The organism is Ferrovibrio sp., from assembly GCF_046297895.1.
In the GTDB taxonomy this organism is placed as follows: domain Bacteria; phylum Pseudomonadota; class Alphaproteobacteria; order Ferrovibrionales; family Ferrovibrionaceae; genus Ferrovibrio.
In genome coordinates this window covers 47,193-67,475 of the sequence record NZ_JBKBHC010000003.1, presented here as the reverse complement: position 1 = coordinate 67,475, position 20,283 = coordinate 47,193, and the positions used below count along the sequence as shown (strand labels likewise).

The window sequence follows — 20,283 nt, the reverse complement described above, 5'->3', positions numbered from 1 at the left end:
CGGCCATGACGCAGGCTTACGATTTCCGCCGCATGACGGCGGCCGACCTGCCGCTGCTGCGCGGCTGGCTGGAAACCGAAGACTGGCGGGCCTGGTGGGGCGAGCCGGCGGCCGAGCTGGAAAACCTGGCGGCCGACCTGCACGAGCCGGCGATGCGGCTGTGGATCGTGTCGCAGGATGGCGTGCCCTTCGCCTTCATGCAGGATTACGCCATCCATGCCTGGGACGACCATCCCTATCGCGACCTGCCGCCGGGCACGTTGGGCATAGACCAAAGCATCGGCGTGCCGGCGATGATCGGGCGCGGCCATGGCAGCGCCTTCATCCGCCAGCATGTGGAGCGGCTATTCGCCGAGGGCGCGCCGTTCGTGGCGACCGACCCCGATCCCGACAATGCACGCGCCATCCGCGCCTACGAGAAGGCGGGATTCAGGATTCTGGAAAGGGAAGCGCGGATCACCGAATGGGGCCGCGGCCTGCTGATGCTGGCCGAGCCGACCTGACGGCGGCTGTTGCGCTAGAGATCGAAGAAGCGGCTCGCGATGCGGCAGGCCTCGTCGCCCGGCTGGCATTCGCGGCAGACATCGGGCCGCACGTCATAGGCATTGCAGGCGGTGTGCTGGCCGACCGTGCCGCTCAGGGCCGAGCAGCGGTCGCCGTCACAACGCATCCGGCCCGCCTCGTCATCGACGAAACGGGCCGGAATGCGCGCGAGCGCGGCATCCTCTTCGAGCGAGAAACGGGGCCAGTCGCGCGAATACGCGCAACAGGCGCCGCAGCTCTGACAGTCGAAGGCTGCCGCGCCCAGGATCGCCTGATGAATCAAGCGACGGTCAAGCGGCCTGGATGGCCCGTACGGCGGTCTTGCCCGAACGGTTGTCCTGCTCGGTGTCGAAGGAGACCTTCTGGCCTTCGCGCAGCGGGCTCATGCCGGCACGTTCCAGCGCGGTGGCGTGCACGAACACGTCCTTGCTGCCGTCTTCCGGCTGAATGAAACCGAAGCCTTTTTGATCGTTGTAGAATTTGACAATGCCCGTTTGCATGGGAATTTCCTTTGGTCCGATGAATGAAGAGCGCGGCGCGCAGCAAAGCTGCGTCCGACGCCCGGTTTTCGATATTTTTGGAGAGAAAGTCGGAATACGCGCCCGGCGGAAGCCAGAGCGAACAGCCAGAAGGTCCGGCCAAAAAATGTCGATGGGCGGCCCTAGGCTTTTATCGGGCCGAATACAAGCGGTTCTTTGCGACAGATCCCTGGAGCCGGTCTTTTGCCCGATCCGCGCGCCCCCGACCGTAAAGCAATCCTAGCTGTAAAGCCGCAATATCCGTGCGATCTCGCCGCGGGACTGCAGGCGGCGCAGGGCCGCTTCCAGTTCCGCCGCGCGGGCGGCCAGCGGCGAATTGCGCGCGATCACGATGTAGGACGGACTGCCCTCGATGCGGTAGGACGAGAAGGCGAGGTTGAGCTGCTGCCAGCGCAGCAGCCAGCGTGCCTGCTGCTCGGGCATGATCGCGGCATCGACGCGGTTGCCACCCAGCAGGCGCAGGGCGGCGTCGTAATCGGAAACCGGTTCCTTGCTGATGTCTGCATCGGCATCAAAACGGCTGGAGTAATGCGCGCCGCGCAGCACGGCGATGCGCAGGCCACGCAGGTCGTCATAGCGGGCGATGCGCGGCCCCTGCGGCCGGGTGAGGAACACCTTCGGCTCGGCCGGCAGCGGCGGATCGAGATAGAGCAGATATGCCTGGCGCTCGGGCGTGCGGTTCGGGCCCAGCATGATGTCGACTTCGCCGGCCTGCATCATCGGAAAGCCGCGCACGAACGGCGCCTCGACAAAGCGCAGCGTCAGCCCCGTCTCGGCCGCCATCGCGCGCAGGATATCGACATAGATGCCGCTGTGGCCTTCGTCGCCGAGCGCCCGGCTGACGATGCGATAGGGCGGCGCGTCGTTGATCAGCACGCGCGCGGTGGCGGCTGGCGCGGCCAGGGTCGGCGCGGCTGTCGTCTGCGCCATGGCCGGCGCGGGCCGACCCAGGATCGACAGGCTCGCGACAAAGCACAGCACACAAACGATCAGCAGACCCGCAGCATGACATCGAGCGGTGACCGCGACCCACATGCGACGATCATACATGCAGTGCGAGGATATGGGAGCGGGAATCTGGGCCGTTTACGGTTTCAGCAACGCCTTGAGCTGATACAGCAGGTCGAGCGCCTGCTTGGGCGAGAGCGCGTCGATATCGGCGGATTTCAGCGCGCGCTCCACTTCCGACGGTTTCGCGGCAACAGCGGCAGCCGTCACTGGCGGAGCCAGCGAGAAGAGAGGCAAATCGTCGACCAGTTTGGCCGACGATGCCGTCTGGCCGGATTTCTCCAGCGTGTGCAGCACGGCGGCGGCGCGTTTGAGCACCGCATCGGGCAGGCCGGCCAGCTTGGCCACCTGGATGCCGTAAGAGCGGTCGGCGGCGCCCGGGCCGACTTCGTGCAGGAAAACCAGCTCGCCCTCCCATTCCCTCACCTTGAGCGTATGGTTGGACAGCTGCGGCAGCTTTTCGGCCAGTGCCGTGAGTTCGTGGTAATGGGTGGCGAACAGGCCGCGGCAGCGGTTCTTCTCGTGCAGGTATTCCACCACCGACCAGGCGATCGAAAGGCCGTCGAAGGTGGCGGTGCCGCGGCCGATCTCGTCCAGGATCACCAGCGCACGTGGACCCGACTGGTGCAGGATCGCCGCCGTCTCCACCATTTCGACCATAAACGTGGAGCGCCCGCGCGCCAGATCGTCGGCGGCGCCGACGCGGCTGAACAGGCGATCCACCACGCCGAGATGCGCCTTCGCCGCCGGCACGAAGGCGCCCATCTGCGCCAGCACCGCGATCAGCGCGTTCTGGCGCAGGAAGGTGGATTTGCCCGCCATGTTCGGGCCGGTGAGCAGCCAGAGCCGGCGGCCATCGCCTAAGTCGCAGTCATTCGCCACGAAGCGCTCGCCCTGCCCGGCGCGCTCAAGGGCTGCCTCCACCACCGGATGGCGGCCGGCCTCGACATGGAAGGCGAGGCTGTCGTCCACCTGCGGCCGCACCCAGTTGCGCTGCACGGCGAGCAGGGCAAGCGACGCGGTGACGTCCAGCGCGGCCAGCGCCTGGGCGGCGCGGGTGATGGCCTCGGCCCGCGCCAGCACATCCGCCGCCAGACGCTCGAACATCTCCAGTTCCAGCTTCAGCGCGCGGTCGGCGGCCTGGGCGATTTTGCTCTCCAGCTCCGACAGTTCGGGCGTGGCATAGCGCACCGCGTTCGCCATGGTCTGGCGATGGATATACTGCGCGCCCATCTGCGGCATGTGCTTGGGCGCCACCTCGATGTAATAGCCCAGCATGTTGTTATGCCGGATCTTCAGCGTATTGATGCCGGTTTCCTGGGCGTATCTGTCCTGCAAAGCCGCGATGTGGCGGCGGCTTTCATCGCGCAGCACGCGCAGATCGTCTAGCGCTGCGTCGACGCCCGGGCGGATGAAGCCGCCATCGCGCGCATACATCGGCAGTTCGTCGGCCAGGGCATTGCCCAGCGTATCGACCAGCGCATCGTGACGGCCCAGCATGTCGCGCAGGCCGGCCAGAGCCGGCGGCAGCCCGGCTTCCGCGCCCAGTCGGTCCTGCAGCGCCTGGGCCTGGGCCAGGCCGTCGCGCAGGCTGGCCAGATCGCGCGGCCCGCCGCGCCCGAGCGACAGGCGCGAGAGCGCGCGGGCGAGATCGGGCACCTTTTCCAGGGCCGAGCGGATGTCGTCGCGCAGGCGCGGCGTCTCCACCAGGCAGGCCACGGCATCGTGGCGCGCGGCGATCTGGACCGGATCGGTGAGCGGGGCCTGCAGCCGCTGCGCCAGCAGGCGTGCGCCCGCGCCGGTCAATGTGAGGTCAATGCAGGCGAGCAGGGCGCCGTCGCGGTTGCCCGAAGTGGTTTCCACCAGTTCGAGGTTGCGCCGCGTGGCCGGGTCGATCGCCATCACACTGGTGGGCGACTGGCGGGCCGGCGGGTCGAGGCGGGGCAGCCTGCCGCATTGCGTGGTCTCGACGTAATCGAGCAGCGCGCCGGCGGCGCAGAATTCGGCGCGGCGGAAATCGCCATAGGCATCCAGCGCCGCGACGCCAAGCGCGGCCTTCAGCCGGCGTTCGCCCGAGACGCTGTCGAAGCGCACCGAGGGGAGCGGCGAGAGCGCAATGTCGAGCTGTTCGAACAGCGCCCGCAGCTCAGGGCGGGCCAGCAGGCTTTCGGGCAGCACCAGTTCGCGCGGATTGACGCGGGCGAGGTCGGCGCCCAGAGCCGTGGGCGCCGTTTCGGTCAGGCCGAATTCGCCGGTCGACATGTCGAGCCAGGCCAGCGCCAGCGCGCCGTCGGACCCGCCGGCCTGGCCGAGGGCTGCAAGGTAGTTGTTGCGGCGCGATTCGAGCAGGCTGTCTTCCGTGATGGTGCCGGGCGTGACCACGCGCACCACGTCGCGCCGCACCACCGATTTTGAACCACGTTTTTTGGCTTCGACCGGGTCTTCGGTCTGTTCGCAGACCGCCACCTTGAAACCCTGGCGTATGAGACGGGAGAGGTAGGCTTCCGCCGCGTGAACCGGCACGCCGCACATGGGGATCGGCTGGCCGTCATGCTCGCCGCGTTTGGTCAAAGCGATGTCCAGCGCCCGGGCGGCCTTAGCCGCGTCGTCGAAGAACAGTTCGTAAAAATCCCCCATCCGGTAGAACAGCAGGCAATCGGGATAGGCCGCCTTGATGGTCAGATACTGCGCCATCAGCGGGGAAGTTCCGGGGGGGAGGGTGAGGTCGGGTTTGTTCATGGGCGAAATATTATGCAGCCCGCAGACATAGCACAGCACGCGGGCCTTTTAACCCCTCAAGCCTTAGCCTTATGATGGCGGACGGGAGCGAAACCGCCCGCGTGTGAAAACCGGAAACACAGAGAAAAATGAGCGACTCGAAAAGCCCGTCCCTTTACGACGACGCCCTCGAATTCCACAAAATGGGCCAGCCCGGCAAGCTTGAGGTCGTACCGACCAAGCCGATGGCCACCACCCGCGACCTGAGCCTGGCCTACAGCCCGGGCGTGGCGGCGCCCTGCCTGGCGATCCAGAAGGACCCCGACACCGCCTACGACTATACCTCGCGCGGCAACATGGTGGCGGTGATCTCCAACGGCACCGCCGTGCTGGGCTTGGGGAATCTGGGCGCGCTCGCAGGTAAACCGGTCATGGAGGGCAAGGCGGTGCTGTTCAAGCGCTTCGCCGATGTCGATTCCATCGACCTGGAAGTGGCCACCGAGGACGTGGACGAGTTCGTCAACTGCGTGCGCTTCCTCGGCCCCAGCTTCGGCGGCATCAACCTGGAAGACATCAAGGCACCGGAATGCTTCGTGATCGAGCAGCGCCTGCGCGAGCTGATGGACATTCCGATCTTCCACGACGACCAGCACGGTACCGCCATCATCGCCGCGGCCGGCCTGATCAACGCCCTGCACCTCACCGGCCGCGACATCAAGGACGCGAAGATGGTGGTGAACGGCGCCGGCGCCGCCGGCATCGCCTGCACCGAGCTGGTCAAGGCCATGGGCATGAAGCACGAGAACGTGATTCTCTGCGACACCAAGGGCGTGGTCTACCAGGGCCGCACCGACGGCATGAACCAGTGGAAATCGGCCCATGCCGTGAAGACCGACGCACGCAGCCTGGCCGATGCGCTGAAGGGCGCCGACGTGTTTTTCGGCCTGTCGGTGAAGGGCGCAGTGACGCCCGACATGCTGCGCTCGATGGCGGCCAATCCCATCGTCTTCGCCATGGCCAACCCGGATCCGGAAATCACGCCGGAAGAGGCCCTGGCCACGCGCGGCGACGTGATCATGGCGACCGGCCGTTCGGACTATCCGAACCAGGTCAACAACGTGCTCGGCTTTCCCTATATCTTCCGCGGCGCCCTGGACGTGCGGGCGAAGACGATCAACGACGACATGAAGATCGCGGCCGCCGAGGCCATCGCCATGCTGGCCCGCGAGGATGTGCCCGACGAGGTGGCCGCCGCCTACAAGGGCGAACGGCCGAAATACGGCGCGGGCTACATCATCCCCTCGCCCTTCGACCCGCGCCTGATCGTGGATGTGCCGCTGGCGGTTGCCAAGGCCGCCGTGCAGTCGGGCGTGGCGCGCAAGCCGATCGAGAACTGGGCGGCCTATGCCGCCAAGCTGCGCGCGCGGCTCAATCCCACCGTCGGCTCGCTGCAGATCTTTTTCGACCAGGTGGTGCAGAATCCGAAACGCGTGGTCTTCGCCGAGGGCGAGGAAGAGACCGTGATCCGCGCGGCGCTCGCCTTCCGCGACGCCGGCTATGGCACCCCGGTGCTGATCGGCCGGTCCGAGCGCATCGAGGCGACCATGCAGGCCATCGGGCTCAAAAACCTGGATGGCTGCGAGATCCACAACGCGCGCATCAGCGAGCATAATGCGCGCTATACCGAGTTCCTCTACAAGCGCCACCAGCGCCGCGGCCTGCTGCAGCGCGACGCCCAGCGCCTGGTCAACCTGGACCGCAACGTGTTCGGCGCCTGCATGGTGGCCAACGGCCATGCCGATGCGATGATCACCGGCGTGACGCGCACCTATTCGGTGAGTTACGACGGCATCCGCATGGCGATCGACGCCCAGCGCGGCCAGCGCGTGATGGGCCTGTCGATCATCGTAGCCAAGGGCCGCACGGTGTTCATGGCCGACACCACCATCACCGAGCTGCCCGAGGCGAAGGATCTCTGCCAGATCGCCGTGCAGGCTGCGAGCGTGGCCAAGCAGATGGGCCACGAGCCGCGCGTGGCCCTGCTGTCGCATTCCAATTTCGGCAACGCGCCGGGCGGCGTGGTGGAGAAGGTGCGCCAGGCCGTGATGGAGCTGGACGCGCTGGAAGCCGGCGGCCATGGCGTGGAATTCGAATACGACGGCGAGATGTCGGCTGCGGCCGCACTGAACCCGGACGTGATGAAGATCTATCCCTTCAGCCGTCTCTCGGGCCCCGCCAACGTGCTGATCATGCCGGGCATCCACTCCGCTCTGCTCTCGTCGCAGCTTCTGCAGGAGCTGGGCGGCGGCACGGTGATCGGCCCGCTGCTGATCGGCTTGGAAAAGCCGGTGCAGATCGCCCAGATGGGCGCGAGCGTGAGCGACATCGTGAACCTGGCGGCGCTGGCGGCCTATAACGCGCGCTGACCAATAGATCCGTCATGGCCGGGCTTGTCCCGGCCATCCACGTCTAAAAATCTCGTGGATGCTCGGGCCGAGCCCGAGCATGACTATCTTGGGTGAGCGCCGCCTCCGACCTGCTCGCGGGTCAGGCCGACATCGCGGAGCTGCGCATCGCTGAGATCGCGCAGCTCCTCGCGCCGGCGCCAGCGCCGCTGCTGCCCGACAAGCCGGACAAGCCAGCCGACAAGCCATTCTGACGGCGACGGCAGGCGCCAGTTCGCAGCCGTTTCAGGCTGAAGGATTACAGGATTGGATTGGGAACAGGTACCACCACAAGACATGCCTCACCTCCTGACGGAGCGAGACAACGCTTGGCGGCCATGATCCTGAAAGGGGATCTGAAAAATGGAGGTCGCTGACCGGGCGGTTGTCGCTGGCCCGGTGACGGCGAAAGATAATACTGCGCCAAACGAAGTCAATCGCGAAAATCCCCCCTGCTTCGTCAGCACACAGCCATTTATTCTTCGCCGCCGCCGCTTGCATGCCGGCGGCTTTTTCTTACCCTCCGCGCAGTTTTTTGCCGCGGAGTTGACCATGCGCATTCTCGCTTTCCTGGCTGTTGCTTTCCTGAGCTTAAGCGCGCGGGCGGAAACCGTTCGTATCGCTTTCATCGATCCGCTGTCGGGCCCGGCGGCGGCCGTGACCGAGAATGCGCTGAACCACCTGAAATTCATGGCCGAGCGTCTGTCCACGCCGCGCACGACCTACGAGATCACCGGGTACGACAACAAGCTGAACGCGCAGGAAAGCATCATCCAGGCGCAGAAGGCCATCGATGCCGGCATCCGCATCATCGTGGCGGGCAATTCCTCGGCCGCCGCCGGCGCGCTGAACGAATTCATCGCCAAGCATAACGAGCGTTACCCCGACAGGACCGTGCTGTTCCTCAACATCTCGGCCATCGATCCGGCGCTGACCAACGAGAAATGTTCGCCGGCACATTTCCGTTTCGACGCCCATGCCGACATGAAGATGCTGGCGCTGGCCAAATTCATCGCCACGCAGACGCAGATCAGACGCGTGTATCTGATCAACCAGGACTATTCCTTCGGCCAGGCCGTGCGGGCGGCGGCGCTGAAAATGGTGAAGGCCGAGCGGCCCGATATCGAGATCGTGGGCGACGAGCTGCATCCGCTGGCCAAGATCACCGACTTCGCGCCCTATGTGGCCAAGATCAAGGCTAGTCATGCCGATGGTGTCATTACGGGAAACTGGGGCAGCGACCTGGCCCTGCTGCTGAAAGCCGCGGCCGACGCCAACCTGCAGGCGGGCTGGTACACCTATTACGCCAGCGGCATCGGCAGCCCGACGGCGGTGCGCCAGACCGGCCTGGAGCATCGCGTGTTCGCCGTGATCGAGGGCCATTCCAACATGGCGATGGGCGACGACCTCGATGCGCTATACCGCGCCCGCTTCGGCGGCAGCTTCAACGTGCCGCGCGCGCGGCTACTGATGGAAATGCTGAACGATGCCGTGCTGGCGGCCAGAAGCGCCGAGCCGCGCAAAATCGCGCCGCTGCTGGCCCAGGCCCAGCGCAAGACCATGTATGGCGGCATCGCCGGCATGCGGGCGCAGGACCATCAGGTGCTGCAGGACCTTGTCGTCGCCTCCTTCGGCCCGCTGGATGCAACGATGAAATACGATGAGGAAAAAACCGGCTGGGGCTGGAAGACGGCCGGCGTCGTGAAGGCGGCCGATACCGCACTGCCGAGTTCGTGCAAGATGGGCGGGCTGTAAAATCCCGCTCACACCATGCCGGTGACGAGGTCGACCGGCTGGTCCAGATCCATGCCGGCCTTCTCGAAACCCTTGCGCCAGTCGTCGAGATGGCGGCGCGTCCACAGGCGGCCGAGATCCTTGTCGCGGCGACGCAGGGATTCCACCAGCATGCGATGCGCCTCAATCAGGCGCCGCGTGCCATGTTCGGTGGCGCGCACCGCCACGTTGGTGGTGGGGTAGATCAGCATGTTGGAGGGCTCGCGGGCCAGCTCCAGCACACGGTTGCGCCCGCATTTCTCCAGCATCAGGTGGAATTCGCTGTCCAGCGTGGCGACCGTGGCGGGATCGTCCATGGCATCTTCGGTGGCGGCGATATTGGCATCCAGCGCCGCGATCTCGTCCGGCGTCGCGCGGTCCACCGCCAGTTCGATGGAGGCAAGGCTGAGCGCCATGGTGGCTTCCCACAATTCGCGAAAGCTGACCTGGTGCAGCATCAGCGCTCGGCTGGCGCGGGTGGCCAGCCGTTCATAATGCGGCAAGCCGACCGCCAGGCGGCGGCTGGAATCGCGATGCACCATGCCGCCCTGTTCCAGGAGGCGGATGCCTTCGCGCACGGTGGACCGATTGACCCCGAACTGGCGCACCAGTTCGGCCTCGGTGCCGATGGGATCGCCGGGACGCAGGCGGCCCGACAGAATCTCGCGCTCGATCGCCTCGGCCACCATCTGATAGGCGGGCACCGGCGTGATACGCGTGAATTTCTCGGCCGTCTCAGACATTTACCCCCCGATCCCGAACCCGTTTCCGGCGCGGCCGCCGCAGCGATTCGCGACCTTCGGCAGAATGGGCGATGATCGGCATTTCCGCCAGCCGGGTCCAGCAATTGAGTGTTTGACTTAGGTCGGATTGTCCGACAATCATGGGCACCAAGCAAAAGAAAAAATGGTCCAGGGAGGCCACGCTGATGAAAGTGCGCCGTTTCGGACGGTCCTTGATGGCTGTCCTTGCAACCGTTTTTGCGCTTCACGCTCCATTCCCGGGCACCGGGCCCGGCCTGAAAGCCGCCGAACTGCTGCCGCCGGGCGATCCGGCCGCTCTCGGCTTCGCCCCCGACCGGCTTGCCCGCATCACCGAACGGCTGAAGGCGGATTCCGAGGCCCAGATCATTCCGGGCGCGGTGGTGCTGATCGCCCGCCAGGGCAAGATCGCCTATTTCGAGGCGGTGGGCACGCGCGACCCGCAGACCAAGGCGGCGATGACGCGCGACACCATCTTCCGCATCTATTCGATGACCAAGCCGATCGTCACCGCGGCCGCGATGATGCAGGTGGAGGAGGGCCGCATGGCGGTCGGCGATGCGCTGGCCCGCTACATCCCCGCCTTCGCCAAGCCGCAGGTGGGCGTGGAGAAGCCGGGCCCCGACGGCAAGCCGGTTCTGGAACTGGTGCCGGCGCAGCGGCCGATCAGCATCCAGGACCTGATGCGTCACACATCGGGCATCACCTACGGCTTTTTCGGCGTCGGCGCGGTGAAAGCCATGTATCGCGACACCGGCATCATGAACGGCGATTTCGACAATGCCGAATTCGCCGAACGCATTGCCAAGCTGCCGCTGGCCTATCAACCCGGCACGGTCTGGGACTACAGCCATTCCACCGACATCCTGGGCCGCGTGGTGGAAGTGGTGGACAAGAAGCCGCTGGGCCAGGCGCTGAAGGACCGCCTGCTTGGCCCGCTCAGCATGAAGGACACCGCCTTCTACGTCACCGATGCCGCGAAGCAGGCCCGGCTGGCCGAGCCTTTCGCCAACGACCGCAGCCTGGGCGGCGGCGTGGAATTCTACGATCCGCGCCAGCCCGGCAAATACGAATCCGGCGGCGGCGGGCTGAGCGGCACGGCGATGGATTACGCGCGCTTTCTGCAGATGCTGCTGGATGGCGGCACGCAGAACGGCAGACGGTATCTGAGCCTCAAGACGCTGGCCTACATGACCGCCGACCATATGGGCAGCGGCATCGTTCCGGGCCCCTATTTCCTGCCCGGGCCGGGATATGGCTTCGGCCTCGGCTTCGGCGTGCGCAAGGATGGCGGCGTCTCGGCCGATCCGGGCAGCGCCGGCGACTATTACTGGGGCGGCGCCGGCGGCACCTATTTCTGGGTCGATCCGAAAGAGAAAATGTTCGTCGTCTTCATGATGCAGTCGCCGAAGCAGCGCCTGGCCTACCGCGCCCTGATGCGCAACATGGTCTATGCCGCGATGGTGAAGTAACGAGGCGCAGGGAGAGACACCGCCCCAGGCAAGCAGAATCAGAGCAGGCTGAACCGAATACAGGAATTCGCCGCTAGACCGGCGGATCGGCGGACCGGAAGCCGCCGCGACATAACTGGATGGAGGAAACAATGCCGACTCGTCGTTATGGGACAGGCCTTGCCGTTGCCGCACTGGCAGCCGGCCTGGGATTGGCAGCACCAGCCTGGTCGCAGGTGAAAGTGGCGTTCATCGATCCGCTGTCGGGCGCCATGGCGCCGATCGGCGAGCATGGCGTGAAGCATTTCCAGTACATGATCGAGAAGATCAACGCCAAGGGCGGGGTGAATGGCCAGAAGATGGAGCTGATCACCTTCGACAACAAGCTGAGCCCGCAGGAAACCGTGATCGCGGCGCAGAAGGCGATCGATGCCGGCGCCCGCATTCTCACGCTCGGCAACGGCTCGGGCGCGGCGGCGGCGATGATCGACTTCGTCAACAAGCATAACGACCGCAATCCCGGCAAGGAGGTGATCTACCTCAACTACGCCGCGGTGGACCCGGCCTTCACCAACGACAAGTGCAGTTACTGGCATTTCCGCTGGGACGCCCATAGCGACATCAAGATGCAGGCACTGACCAGCTACATGAAAGGCAAGCCCAACATCAAGAAGGTCTACCTGATCAACCAGGACTATTCCTTCGGTCACGCCGTGCGCAAGGCGGCCAACGAGATGCTGAAGGCCAAGCGGCCGGACGTGCAGATCGTGGGCGACGAGCTGCATCCGCTGGCCAAGATCACCGACTTCGCGCCCTATGTGGCCAAGATCAAGGCGAGCGGCGCCGACAGCGTGATCACCGGCAACTGGGGCAGCGACATCGCCCTGCTGCTGAAAGCCGCGGCCGATGCCAACCTGCAGGTCGACTGGTACACCTATTATGCCGGCGGCGCCGGCGGCCCGACCGCGATCAAGCAGACCGGCCTGAAGGATCGCATCTTCACCATCGTGGAAGGTACCGCCAACATCAACACGCCGGAGAACTATGCCTGGGAGGAGGATTTCCGCAAGAAAAGCGCGGGCCAGGGCTGGTGGTATCCCCGCGTGCGCAACCAGATGGAAATGCTGGCCCGCGCCATGAACGAAGCCAAGTCGAATGACCCGAAGGTGTTCGCCGAGAAGCTGCGCGGCATGAAGTTCAAGAACATTTACGGTCAGGACACCTACATGCGCGCGGAAGATCACCAGTTCTTCCAGGACATGTATATCGAGGTGTTCACCCCGCTGGCGCCGCCGATGAAATTCGACGAGGAGAATACCGGCTGGGGCTGGAAAACGGCTGCCCGCGTGCCGATGGGTGAGACCGACGTGGCCACCACCTGCAAGATGGCCAAGCCGAGCTGAAGCGCTTGCCCGATGCGCGGCCCCGGGAGAAAACCGGGGCCGTGCCGTCGGCATGGCTGTGTTATTGTCCGGGGCGGGATTACGGGGGCGTTTCTTGCTGGAACTGGTGATCTTCTCCACGCTGAACGGCGTGCTCTACGGCATGCTGCTGTTTCTCCTGGCCAGCGGACTGACGCTGATCTTCTCGATGATGGGCGTGCTGAACTTCGCCCATGCCAGCTTCTACATGCTGGGCGCCTATTTCGGCTTCCAGATCAGCCAGTGGCTGAATTTCTGGGTGGCGCTGATCGTGGCGCCGGTGCTGGTCGGCCTGATCGGCGCGGGCGTCGAGCGCTGGGGCCTGCGCACAGTGCATAAATGGGGCCACGTGGCCGAGCTGCTGTTCACCTTCGGCCTGGCCTTCGTGATCGAGGAACTGGTGCAGATGATCTGGGGCAAGCTGCCGGTGGATTACCGCGTGCCGCCCTTGCTGGATTTTCCGGCCTTCGAGCTGTTCGGCACCACCTATCCCGCCTTCCGCATGTTCATGCTGCTGATCTCGGTGGCGATCTTCCTGCTGCTGCTGGTGGTGCTGACGCGCTCGCGCATTGGACTGATCATCCAGGCGGCGCTGACTCATCCCAACATGGTGGCGATGCTGGGCCATAACGTGCCGCGCGTGTTCATGCTGGTCTTCGGCTGCGGCTGCGGCCTGGCGGCGATTGCCGGCGTGATCGCCGGGCCGGCCCTGGTGACCCAGCCCAGCATGGCGCATGTGCTGGGCCCGATCCTATTCGTGGTGGTGGTGTTCGGCGGACTGGGCTCGCTACCCGGCGCCTTCATCGCCTCGCTGCTGATCGGCCTGATCCAGACCTTTGCGATAGCCGTCAACTATTCGCTGGGCGACATGCTGTCCGTCCTGGGCATGAGCCGGCCGGTGCAGGGCATGCTGAACGACCTGTGGCAGGTGACGGTGGCGCAGGTCGGGCCGGTGGTGCCGTATCTGATGCTGGTGCTGATCCTGATCTTCCGGCCCACGGGCCTGATGGGCACGCGGGAGACCTGAGCCATGGCGATCACCACCATGACCAAACCGGCCTCCCTGCCGCTCGACCTGGCGAAACGCTACGGCATCTGGCTGCTGGCGGCGGCCGTGATGATCGTGCTGCCCAAGATCTTCACCTCGGGCGCGGCGCTCACCACCATGTGCCTGATGGGCATCATGATCGTGTTCTCGCTCAGCTATAACATGCTGCTGGGCCAGACCGGCATGCTCAGCTTCGGCCACGCGGTCTATTACGGCCTGGGCGGCTTCCTGGCCGTGCATGCCATGAACGTGATCGCGGCCGGCAAGCTGCCGGTGCCGCTGCCGGTGCTGCCGCTGGTGGGCGGCCTGATGGGCCTGACTTTCGGCATCATCTTCGGCGCCGTCTCGACGCGACGCGCCGGCACGGCATTCGCCATGATCTCGCTGGGCCTGGGCGAACTGATCGCATCCCTGTCGCTGATCCTGCGCGGCTTTTTCGGCGGCGAGGAAGGCATCACGGCCAACCGCACCAAGATGCTCACCCTGTTCGGCGTGCGCTTCGGCCCGCAGATAGAGGTGTATTACCTGATCGCCGCCTGGTGCTTCGTCTGCGTCGTGGCGATGTTCGCCTTCACCCGCACGCCGCTGGGCCGCATGTGCAATGCGGTGCGCGAGAATCCGGAGCGCGCCGAATTCGTCGGCTATTCCACCCAGATGGTGCGCTTCATCGCCTTCTGCATCTCGGGCTTCTTCGCCGGCATCGCCGGCGGGCTGGCGGCGATCAATTTCGAGCTGATGAACGCCGTCAACATCTCGGGCGCGCAGTCGGGCGTGGTGCTGCTGATGGCCTATATCGGTGGCGTGGGACATTTCGCCGGGCCGATCCTGGGCGCCGTGCTGGTGGTGCTGCTGCAGGTCTTCCTGAGCGACCTTACCGGCGCCTGGATGCTGTATTTCGGGCTGATCTTCATCCTGATGGTGATGTTCGCGCCCGGCGGCCTGGCCGGACTGGTGATGCTGCACCTGCCGCTGTGGCAGCGCGGCACGCTGCTGCGCGTGCTGCCGCATTACGCGGCGATGGCGGTGCCGGCCCTGATGGGGCTGGGCGGACTGGTGCTGCTGATCGAGACGGCGCATCACCAGCTGGTGAAGACGGCCTCCGAGGGCCCGGCGATGAGCATGCTGGGCATCGATTTCAATTCCAATGCCGCGCCGCCCTGGATCGTCGCCCTGGCGCTGCTGGGCGCCGGCATTTGGCTCGGCCGGCTATACGGCCCGCGCCTGGCCGCCGCCTTCACGGATGCCGCCCATGGTAAATCTCTGGGCAAGGAGGCGGCACGATGACCGCGCTTGTCCTGCAGGACCTGCACAAGAGCTTCGGCAATACGCCGATCATCCGCGGCGTGTCGCTGGACGTGGCAAAAGGCGAGCGCCATGCCATCATCGGGCCGAACGGCGCCGGGAAGTCCACGCTGTTCCACCTGATCTCCGGCCGTTTTCCCTTAAGCAGCGGCCGCATCAGCCTGAACGGCGAGGACATCACCGGGCTGAAGCCGTATCAGATCAACCGGCGCGGCCTGTCGCGCAGCTTCCAGGTCACCAACATCTTTCCGCGCCTGACCGTGTTCGAGAATCTGCGCTGCGCCGTTTTATGGCAGCTCGGCTATCGCTATTCCTTCTGGCACAACATCCGCAAGGCGAAGGACGCCAACGAGCGCGCCGAGGCGGTGCTGCAGCAGATCGGGCTGGCCGAGCGCGCCATGATGCCGGCCGGCCTGCTGACCTATGCCGAGCAGCGCGCGCTGGAAATCGGCATCACCATTGCCGGCGGCGCGGAGGTGGTGATGCTGGACGAGCCGACGGCAGGCATGAGCCGGTCGGAGACCGCGCATTTCGTGGCGCTGATCCGCAAGGTGACCGAGGGCAAGACCCTGATCATGGTGGAGCATGACATGAGCGTGGTGTTCGACCTGGCCGACCGCATCAGCGTTCTGGTCTACGGCCAGATCATCGCCTCGGATACGCCGGTAAGGATCCGCAGCAACAAGGCGGTGCAGGAGGCCTATCTGGGCCAAGCCCTGGAGGCGGAGCACTGAGATGGCACAGGCAATGCTCGATGTCCGCGACCTGCACGCCTATTACGGCAAGAGCCATATCCTGCATGGCGTGACCTTCACGGTGAAGCCCGGCGAGATCGTCTCGCTGCTGGGCCGCAACGGCGTCGGCCGCTCCACCACCATCAAGGCGATCATGGGCGACGTGCCGCCGCAGGGGTCGATCCTGTTCAAGGGACAGCAGATCGTGGGCCGCAAGCCGCACGAGATCGCCCGGCTGGGCCTAGGCTATGTACCCGAGAACCGCGACATCTTCCCCGGCCTGACCGTGCGCGAGAACCTGTATCTGGGCCAGAAGGCGGCCAAGGGCGGCGGGCGCTGGTCGATGGACGACATGTTCGAGATCTTTCCCCGCCTGGCCGAACGGGCCGACACCGCGGCCGGCGTGCTGTCGGGCGGCGAGCAGCAGATGCTGACCATGTGCCGGACCCTGATGGGCGATCCCGACCTGATCATGGTGGACGAGCCCACCGAAGGCCTGTCGCCCATGATGGTGGAGCATGTGGGCAAGCTGCTGGAACGCATCGCGGCGCGCGGCATCTCGATCCTGCTGGTGGAACAGAAACTCACCATCGCGCTGAAGATCAGCCAGCGGCTCTATGTGATGGGGCACGGCCACATGGTATTCGAGGGCACGCCGCAGCAGCTTCTCGACGATGCCGCCATCCGCAAGGAGTGGCTGGAGGTATAACCCTCAGGCCGGCGTCACCAGCTTGAGCCCCACGATGCCGGCCACGATCAGGCCGATGCAGGCCAGCCGCAGCGCGGCCGCGCTTTCGCCGAACAGCACGATGCCGAGGATCGCGGTGCCCACCGTGCCGATGCCGGTCCAGATCGCATAGGCGGTGCCCAGCGGCAGATCCTTCAGCGCCAGGCCAAGCAGCCACAGGCTGACGATCATCGAAGCGACCGTGCCAATCGTGGGCCAGAGCCGCGAAAAGCCCTCGGTGTATTTCAGACCCACGGCCCAGCCCACCTCGGCGAGACCCGCAAAAAACAGAATGATCCATGCCATGGCGAATGCCTCCTTCGCTGCACTGGCAGGGTCGTCCCCACCGTCTGGTCCGGGAATGCCGGGTCGTCCCGGCTGGAAAGATATGCGCGGGCGATATGGCGCAGCCGCGCGGGCGGGTCAAGCCGGGCTGTCGCCCGGCGTCATGATCTGCGCCGACAGCATCATGTCGGGCGTCTCGCCGTCGGAAGCCAGCGGCAGGATCAGGCCCTCGAAATTCGCCGACAGGCCATGCATGGTGAAGCCCGCGACGGCGGCCCATAATGGCTGGCGCGCGGTCATCGACTGCAGATAGGCCTCATGCACGCGGCTGGCGAAGGCCGGATCGGGATGCTGGTCGAGGAACTGGCCGGTGAGATCGAAGCCGCGATACATCGTCACCGCACTGCCGAACAGGCGATAGCGGAAACGCGGTCCGCCCTCGCCCGCCACGATATCGAGCAGAAAAACATGACCCAGCAGGTATTGCAGGCGCTCGGCCCCGAAATCGGCGCGTGACGGCAATGCCCGCGCACCGCGCCAGCCCTGCCAGTCGCGCAGCAGCCGCAGCAGGCGCGGATCGATCACATGCGGCGCCACGAGATCGGGCGCGGCACAGATCACCTTGCGCGGTTGCGCCGTGCTGAGCTGCACCGGAGCGGAATGATGGCGTCCCGTCATCGGGACTGCATATCAGAATTCCTGCCAGTCGTCGTCACCCGGCGCCGGTGCGGCCGGCTTCGCGCTCGCGGGTTTTGGGTTGCCTGCGGCGGCACTGCCGGGCGCGGCGCTGCCGGGAGCGGGACTGCTGGCGGCGGGCCGGCCGGGTGCGGCCGGCTTCGTGCTCGCCGGCGCCGCGGCGACGGGTCTCACGGCAGCAGGTTTCTGCGCGGAAACCGTGGAACTGTCGAGCTTGAAGAAGCCAACCAGCGCCGAAAGCTCGCCCGCCTGGTTGGCGAGATTCTGCGCCGAGGCCGAGGTCTCTTCCACCAGGGCGCCGTTGCGTTGGGTCATCTCGTCCATCTGGCCAACGGCGGTGTTGATCTGCTCTAGGCCCGTGGCCTGCTCGCGGCTGGCGGCGGCGATCTCGGCCACGATGTCGGTGACCTTCTTGATCGCAGCCACGATCTCGGTCAGCGATGCACCGGTCTGGTTCACCAGTGCCGCACCCGTCTTCACCTGGGCATTCGATTCCGTGATCAGCGCCTTGATATCCTTGCTGGCATTGGCGCTGCGCTGGGCCAGGGCGCGCACTTCCTGCGCCACCACGGCAAAGCCCTTGCCCGCCTCGCCGGCGCGCGCCGCCTCCACCGAGGCGTTCAGCGCCAGCAGGTTGGTCTGGAAGGCGATTTCGTCGATCAGCGACACGATGTCGGAGATCTTGCGTGCGCTTTCCTCGATCTGCGTCACGGCGGCGACGGCATCGCCGACCACGCTGCCACCCTTCTGGGCGCTGTCGCGGGCTGCCAACGCCAACTGGTTCGCCGCCTGGGCATTGTCGGCATTCTGCTTCACTGTCGCGGTGATCTCGTGCATCGAGGCGGCGGTCTCCTCGATCGAGGCCGCCTGCGATTCCGTCCGCTGCGCCAGGTCCTGGCTGCCCGACGAAATCTCGGCCGAGGCGGTCTTCACCGTTTCGGCGCTTTCGGCCAGGCGCTGGGCGAAGTCGCGCAGCCGCGCCACGGTGTCGCGCGCGGCCTGGGCCAGCGACGCGAAGGCGCCCTTGTAGCTGCCGGCGGCATTACGGCTGAGATCGCCGCTGGCCATGGCCTGCAACACGCCGCCCAGATCGGACATCACGCCCTGCATGGTATCGGCCAGGCCATTGAGCTGACCCGAGAGTTCGGCAAAGACGCCGTCCTTGCCGGCAAGATCGATGCGCCGCGAGAAATCGCCATCGCCGACGGCAGCGCAGAACTGCGCGATCTCGCGGCTGATCGCGGCCTCGGCCTCGCGCTGGCCTGCCATGCGCTTCGCCTCGGCCTCGGCACGGGCGCGCTCCTCGGACTCGAGCTTGGTCTTTTCCTCGGCATTGCGCTGGAACACACTGAGCGCCTGAGCCATGTCGCCCACCTCGTCCTTGCGGTCGGCATAGCCGATCTCGGCGGATTCGCCATGGGCAATGCGCGTCATGGTGTTGGTGATCACGGCCAGCGGCGCGATCACGCGGCGCAGGAAGAAGAGGGTGCCGATGATCAGCACCAGTACGGCAATGGCAGCCACGCCGGCCTCGATGGCGACATGCCGCGTGCGCTCCACGATCAGCGCATCGGCCACCTTGAGGGCATCCTCGATGGCGGCGTCGCGCATATAGCCGGCGGTATAGAGCAGCGGATTCTGCTTGCTGCGGAATTCGCCGATATTGGCAAAAGGATAGGGCTCGCCCTTGTCGCTGGCGCCATAGATGCCGTCGAGCATCTGCTTGAGGTCGACATAGAAGCTCTTGCGGGTCTGCTCGACCTTTTCCTTCAGATTGGGCGACGCATCGATCATGCCCATGGTCATGACCACGCGGGCCCAGATGGCATCCACCTTGCCGCTCTGCTCGGCAAGGAAGATCCGGGTGGCGGGCGGGATCGGCTTGGCGGAAGCGATCACATTCACCGTGGTGGTGCCGCGGATGCTAGCCTCGGCGCGCATGTCGGCAGCCAGCCGCGCGATGGTCATCGGCATGGCGACATCGTCGTCGGAGCGGCTGATCGCGGAATCGATGCGGTTGAGCAGCGGCGTCAGCTTGTTGACCATGTCGGCCAGGGCCGGGACATAGCCGTTCATCACATCGGCCGGCCGCTCGGCCATCGGCCGGGTGACGGCGGCCTCCACCTTCTTGCGCCAGTCCTGCAGTCCGGCCTGAAGCGCCTGGATCGCGGCGAGGTCGATGGCGGGATGACCGGAGGCGCGACCGTTGGCCAGGGCGGCGGCAATGGTGTCGTCCGAGGCCTTGCGCGGCTTGGCCAGGAAATCCCCGTTCGGGTCTGTCGTTTTCTCGTCGCGCAGCGCGGCATTATAGGCGCCGCGCTCGATGCCGATCAGTTCCACCAGGCGCAGCAGCTCGCCCTGGGTGGCGGCCAGGCCGCGGGCATCGATGGCATTGGCGCGCTCGCGCAGGCCGTCGTTGATCACCCAGCCGGCCAGGCCGAGAACGATGATCGCCATCAGACCGACAAACACCAAGAAGCTGGCGCGGATACGCATGATCGACTCCCGGGAATGGTCCGCCTACGGCGCACCGTGAATTGTGGATAATCACAATCTACCGGCAGTCGTTAACAGGGGATATATGCGATTTCAGCAGGTTACCGGGAAATAACGTCCCTTCGGCGGGCTGCGGGCTGCAAAAAAGTACCGCCAAGATGGAAAAATCGCGCCCCCAAGCCCTGCAATGCACGTCCAGGATTCAGATTCCGGACCGCCGTATGGGTAAAAGAGCCTGCCGGGGGCCGGCAAATTTCATGAAACGGAAAAAATAAGGGGCCGCCGCGGTGCAAGACGGGGGACTGTCGCGGCGGCCCCAGGATCTGCCGGGCGGAGG

The 20,283-nt window shown here is 65.7% G+C and carries 18 protein-coding genes; 9 read left to right on the top strand and 9 right to left on the bottom strand.

The window, feature by feature from the left end; all coding sequences use genetic code 11:
• Positions 1–5 precede the first annotated feature (5 nt).
• Positions 6–503 carry a GNAT family N-acetyltransferase gene (locus ACK4FK_RS05255; RefSeq protein WP_409742119.1) on the top strand — a complete coding sequence of 166 codons (498 nt, stop codon included), beginning with the start codon at positions 6–8 and terminating at the stop codon, positions 501–503.
• Positions 504–517: 14 nt separating this feature from the next.
• Here the strand turns inward: ACK4FK_RS05255 and ACK4FK_RS05250 are convergent, their stop codons facing one another.
• The 4 genes from ACK4FK_RS05250 to mutS form a co-directional block, all read right to left on the bottom strand.
• A complete protein-coding gene (locus ACK4FK_RS05250; protein ID WP_409742117.1) occupies positions 518–826 on the bottom strand; it encodes a YkgJ family cysteine cluster protein in 309 nt (102 codons plus the stop codon).
• A 7-nt stretch (positions 827–833) separates the two neighbouring features.
• The gene (locus tag ACK4FK_RS05245) at positions 834–1,043 is read right to left on the bottom strand and encodes a cold-shock protein (RefSeq protein WP_409742114.1); all 210 of its coding nucleotides are present in this window, start codon (positions 1,041–1,043) and stop codon (positions 834–836) included.
• A gap of 258 nt (positions 1,044–1,301) precedes the next feature.
• A complete protein-coding gene (locus ACK4FK_RS05240) occupies positions 1,302–2,117 on the bottom strand; it encodes a substrate-binding periplasmic protein (RefSeq protein ID WP_409742111.1) in 816 nt (271 codons plus the stop codon).
• A 51-nt stretch (positions 2,118–2,168) separates the two neighbouring features.
• Positions 2,169–4,784 carry a DNA mismatch repair protein MutS gene (gene mutS / locus ACK4FK_RS05235; RefSeq protein ID WP_409742109.1) on the bottom strand — a complete coding sequence of 872 codons (2,616 nt, stop codon included), beginning with the start codon at positions 4,782–4,784 and terminating at the stop codon, positions 2,169–2,171.
• Between the two features lie 173 nt (positions 4,785–4,957).
• On the opposite strand from mutS, the gene ACK4FK_RS05230 reads away from it, so the two are divergent.
• Positions 4,958–7,234, top strand: a complete 2,277-nt coding sequence (locus ACK4FK_RS05230) for an NADP-dependent malic enzyme (RefSeq protein ID WP_409742107.1) — start codon at positions 4,958–4,960, stop codon at positions 7,232–7,234.
• Positions 7,235–7,317: 83 nt separating this feature from the next.
• On the opposite strand, the gene ACK4FK_RS05225 is transcribed toward ACK4FK_RS05230, so the two are convergent.
• Positions 7,318–7,551, bottom strand: coding sequence for a DUF1127 domain-containing protein (locus ACK4FK_RS05225; RefSeq protein ID WP_409742104.1), 234 nt, complete (start codon positions 7,549–7,551; stop codon positions 7,318–7,320).
• A 253-nt stretch (positions 7,552–7,804) separates the two neighbouring features.
• On the opposite strand from ACK4FK_RS05225, the gene ACK4FK_RS05220 reads away from it, so the two are divergent.
• Positions 7,805–9,007 (top strand): ABC transporter substrate-binding protein, encoded by a 1,203-nt coding sequence (locus tag ACK4FK_RS05220; RefSeq protein WP_409742101.1) that lies wholly within the window; start codon positions 7,805–7,807, stop codon positions 9,005–9,007.
• An 8-nt stretch (positions 9,008–9,015) separates the two neighbouring features.
• On the opposite strand, the gene ACK4FK_RS05215 is transcribed toward ACK4FK_RS05220, so the two are convergent.
• Positions 9,016–9,768 carry a FadR/GntR family transcriptional regulator gene (locus tag ACK4FK_RS05215; protein ID WP_409742099.1) on the bottom strand — a complete coding sequence of 251 codons (753 nt, stop codon included), beginning with the start codon at positions 9,766–9,768 and terminating at the stop codon, positions 9,016–9,018.
• 215 nt (positions 9,769–9,983) lie between these two features.
• Here ACK4FK_RS05215 and ACK4FK_RS05210 point away from each other — a divergent pair, with 215 nt between their 5' ends.
• From ACK4FK_RS05210 to ACK4FK_RS05185, 6 genes are all read left to right on the top strand, one after another.
• Positions 9,984–11,258: a serine hydrolase domain-containing protein gene (locus tag ACK4FK_RS05210; RefSeq protein ID WP_409742096.1), complete on the top strand. Its 1,275-nt coding sequence runs from the start codon at positions 9,984–9,986 to the stop codon at positions 11,256–11,258.
• 131 nt (positions 11,259–11,389) lie between these two features.
• Complete coding sequence (locus tag ACK4FK_RS05205; RefSeq protein WP_409742094.1) at positions 11,390–12,640, top strand: branched-chain amino acid ABC transporter substrate-binding protein; 1,251 nt, start codon at positions 11,390–11,392, stop codon at positions 12,638–12,640.
• A 94-nt stretch (positions 12,641–12,734) separates the two neighbouring features.
• The gene (locus ACK4FK_RS05200) at positions 12,735–13,685 is read left to right on the top strand and encodes a branched-chain amino acid ABC transporter permease (RefSeq protein ID WP_409742091.1); all 951 of its coding nucleotides are present in this window, start codon (positions 12,735–12,737) and stop codon (positions 13,683–13,685) included.
• Positions 13,686–13,688: 3 nt separating this feature from the next.
• The gene (locus tag ACK4FK_RS05195) at positions 13,689–14,990 is read left to right on the top strand and encodes a branched-chain amino acid ABC transporter permease (RefSeq protein ID WP_409742088.1); all 1,302 of its coding nucleotides are present in this window, start codon (positions 13,689–13,691) and stop codon (positions 14,988–14,990) included.
• Complete coding sequence (locus ACK4FK_RS05190; protein WP_409742085.1) at positions 14,987–15,742, top strand: ABC transporter ATP-binding protein; 756 nt, start codon at positions 14,987–14,989, stop codon at positions 15,740–15,742. Before ACK4FK_RS05195 ends, ACK4FK_RS05190 begins: the two co-directional genes overlap by 4 nt.
• A gap of 1 nt (position 15,743) precedes the next feature.
• Positions 15,744–16,451, top strand: a complete 708-nt coding sequence (locus ACK4FK_RS05185) for an ABC transporter ATP-binding protein (RefSeq protein WP_409742083.1) — start codon at positions 15,744–15,746, stop codon at positions 16,449–16,451.
• 3 nt (positions 16,452–16,454) lie between these two features.
• Here ACK4FK_RS05185 and sugE read toward each other — a convergent pair whose 3' ends face one another.
• From sugE to ACK4FK_RS05170, 3 genes are all read right to left on the bottom strand, one after another.
• On the bottom strand, positions 16,455–16,775 hold the full coding sequence (gene sugE / locus ACK4FK_RS05180) for a quaternary ammonium compound efflux SMR transporter SugE (protein ID WP_409742080.1): 321 nt from the start codon (positions 16,773–16,775) through the stop codon (positions 16,455–16,457).
• Between the two features lie 117 nt (positions 16,776–16,892).
• On the bottom strand, positions 16,893–17,432 hold the full coding sequence (locus ACK4FK_RS05175) for a PAS domain-containing protein (RefSeq protein WP_409742078.1): 540 nt from the start codon (positions 17,430–17,432) through the stop codon (positions 16,893–16,895).
• A gap of 12 nt (positions 17,433–17,444) precedes the next feature.
• Positions 17,445–19,946 (bottom strand): methyl-accepting chemotaxis protein, encoded by a 2,502-nt coding sequence (locus ACK4FK_RS05170; RefSeq protein ID WP_409742075.1) that lies wholly within the window; start codon positions 19,944–19,946, stop codon positions 17,445–17,447.
• Positions 19,947–20,283: the final 337 nt, after the last annotated feature.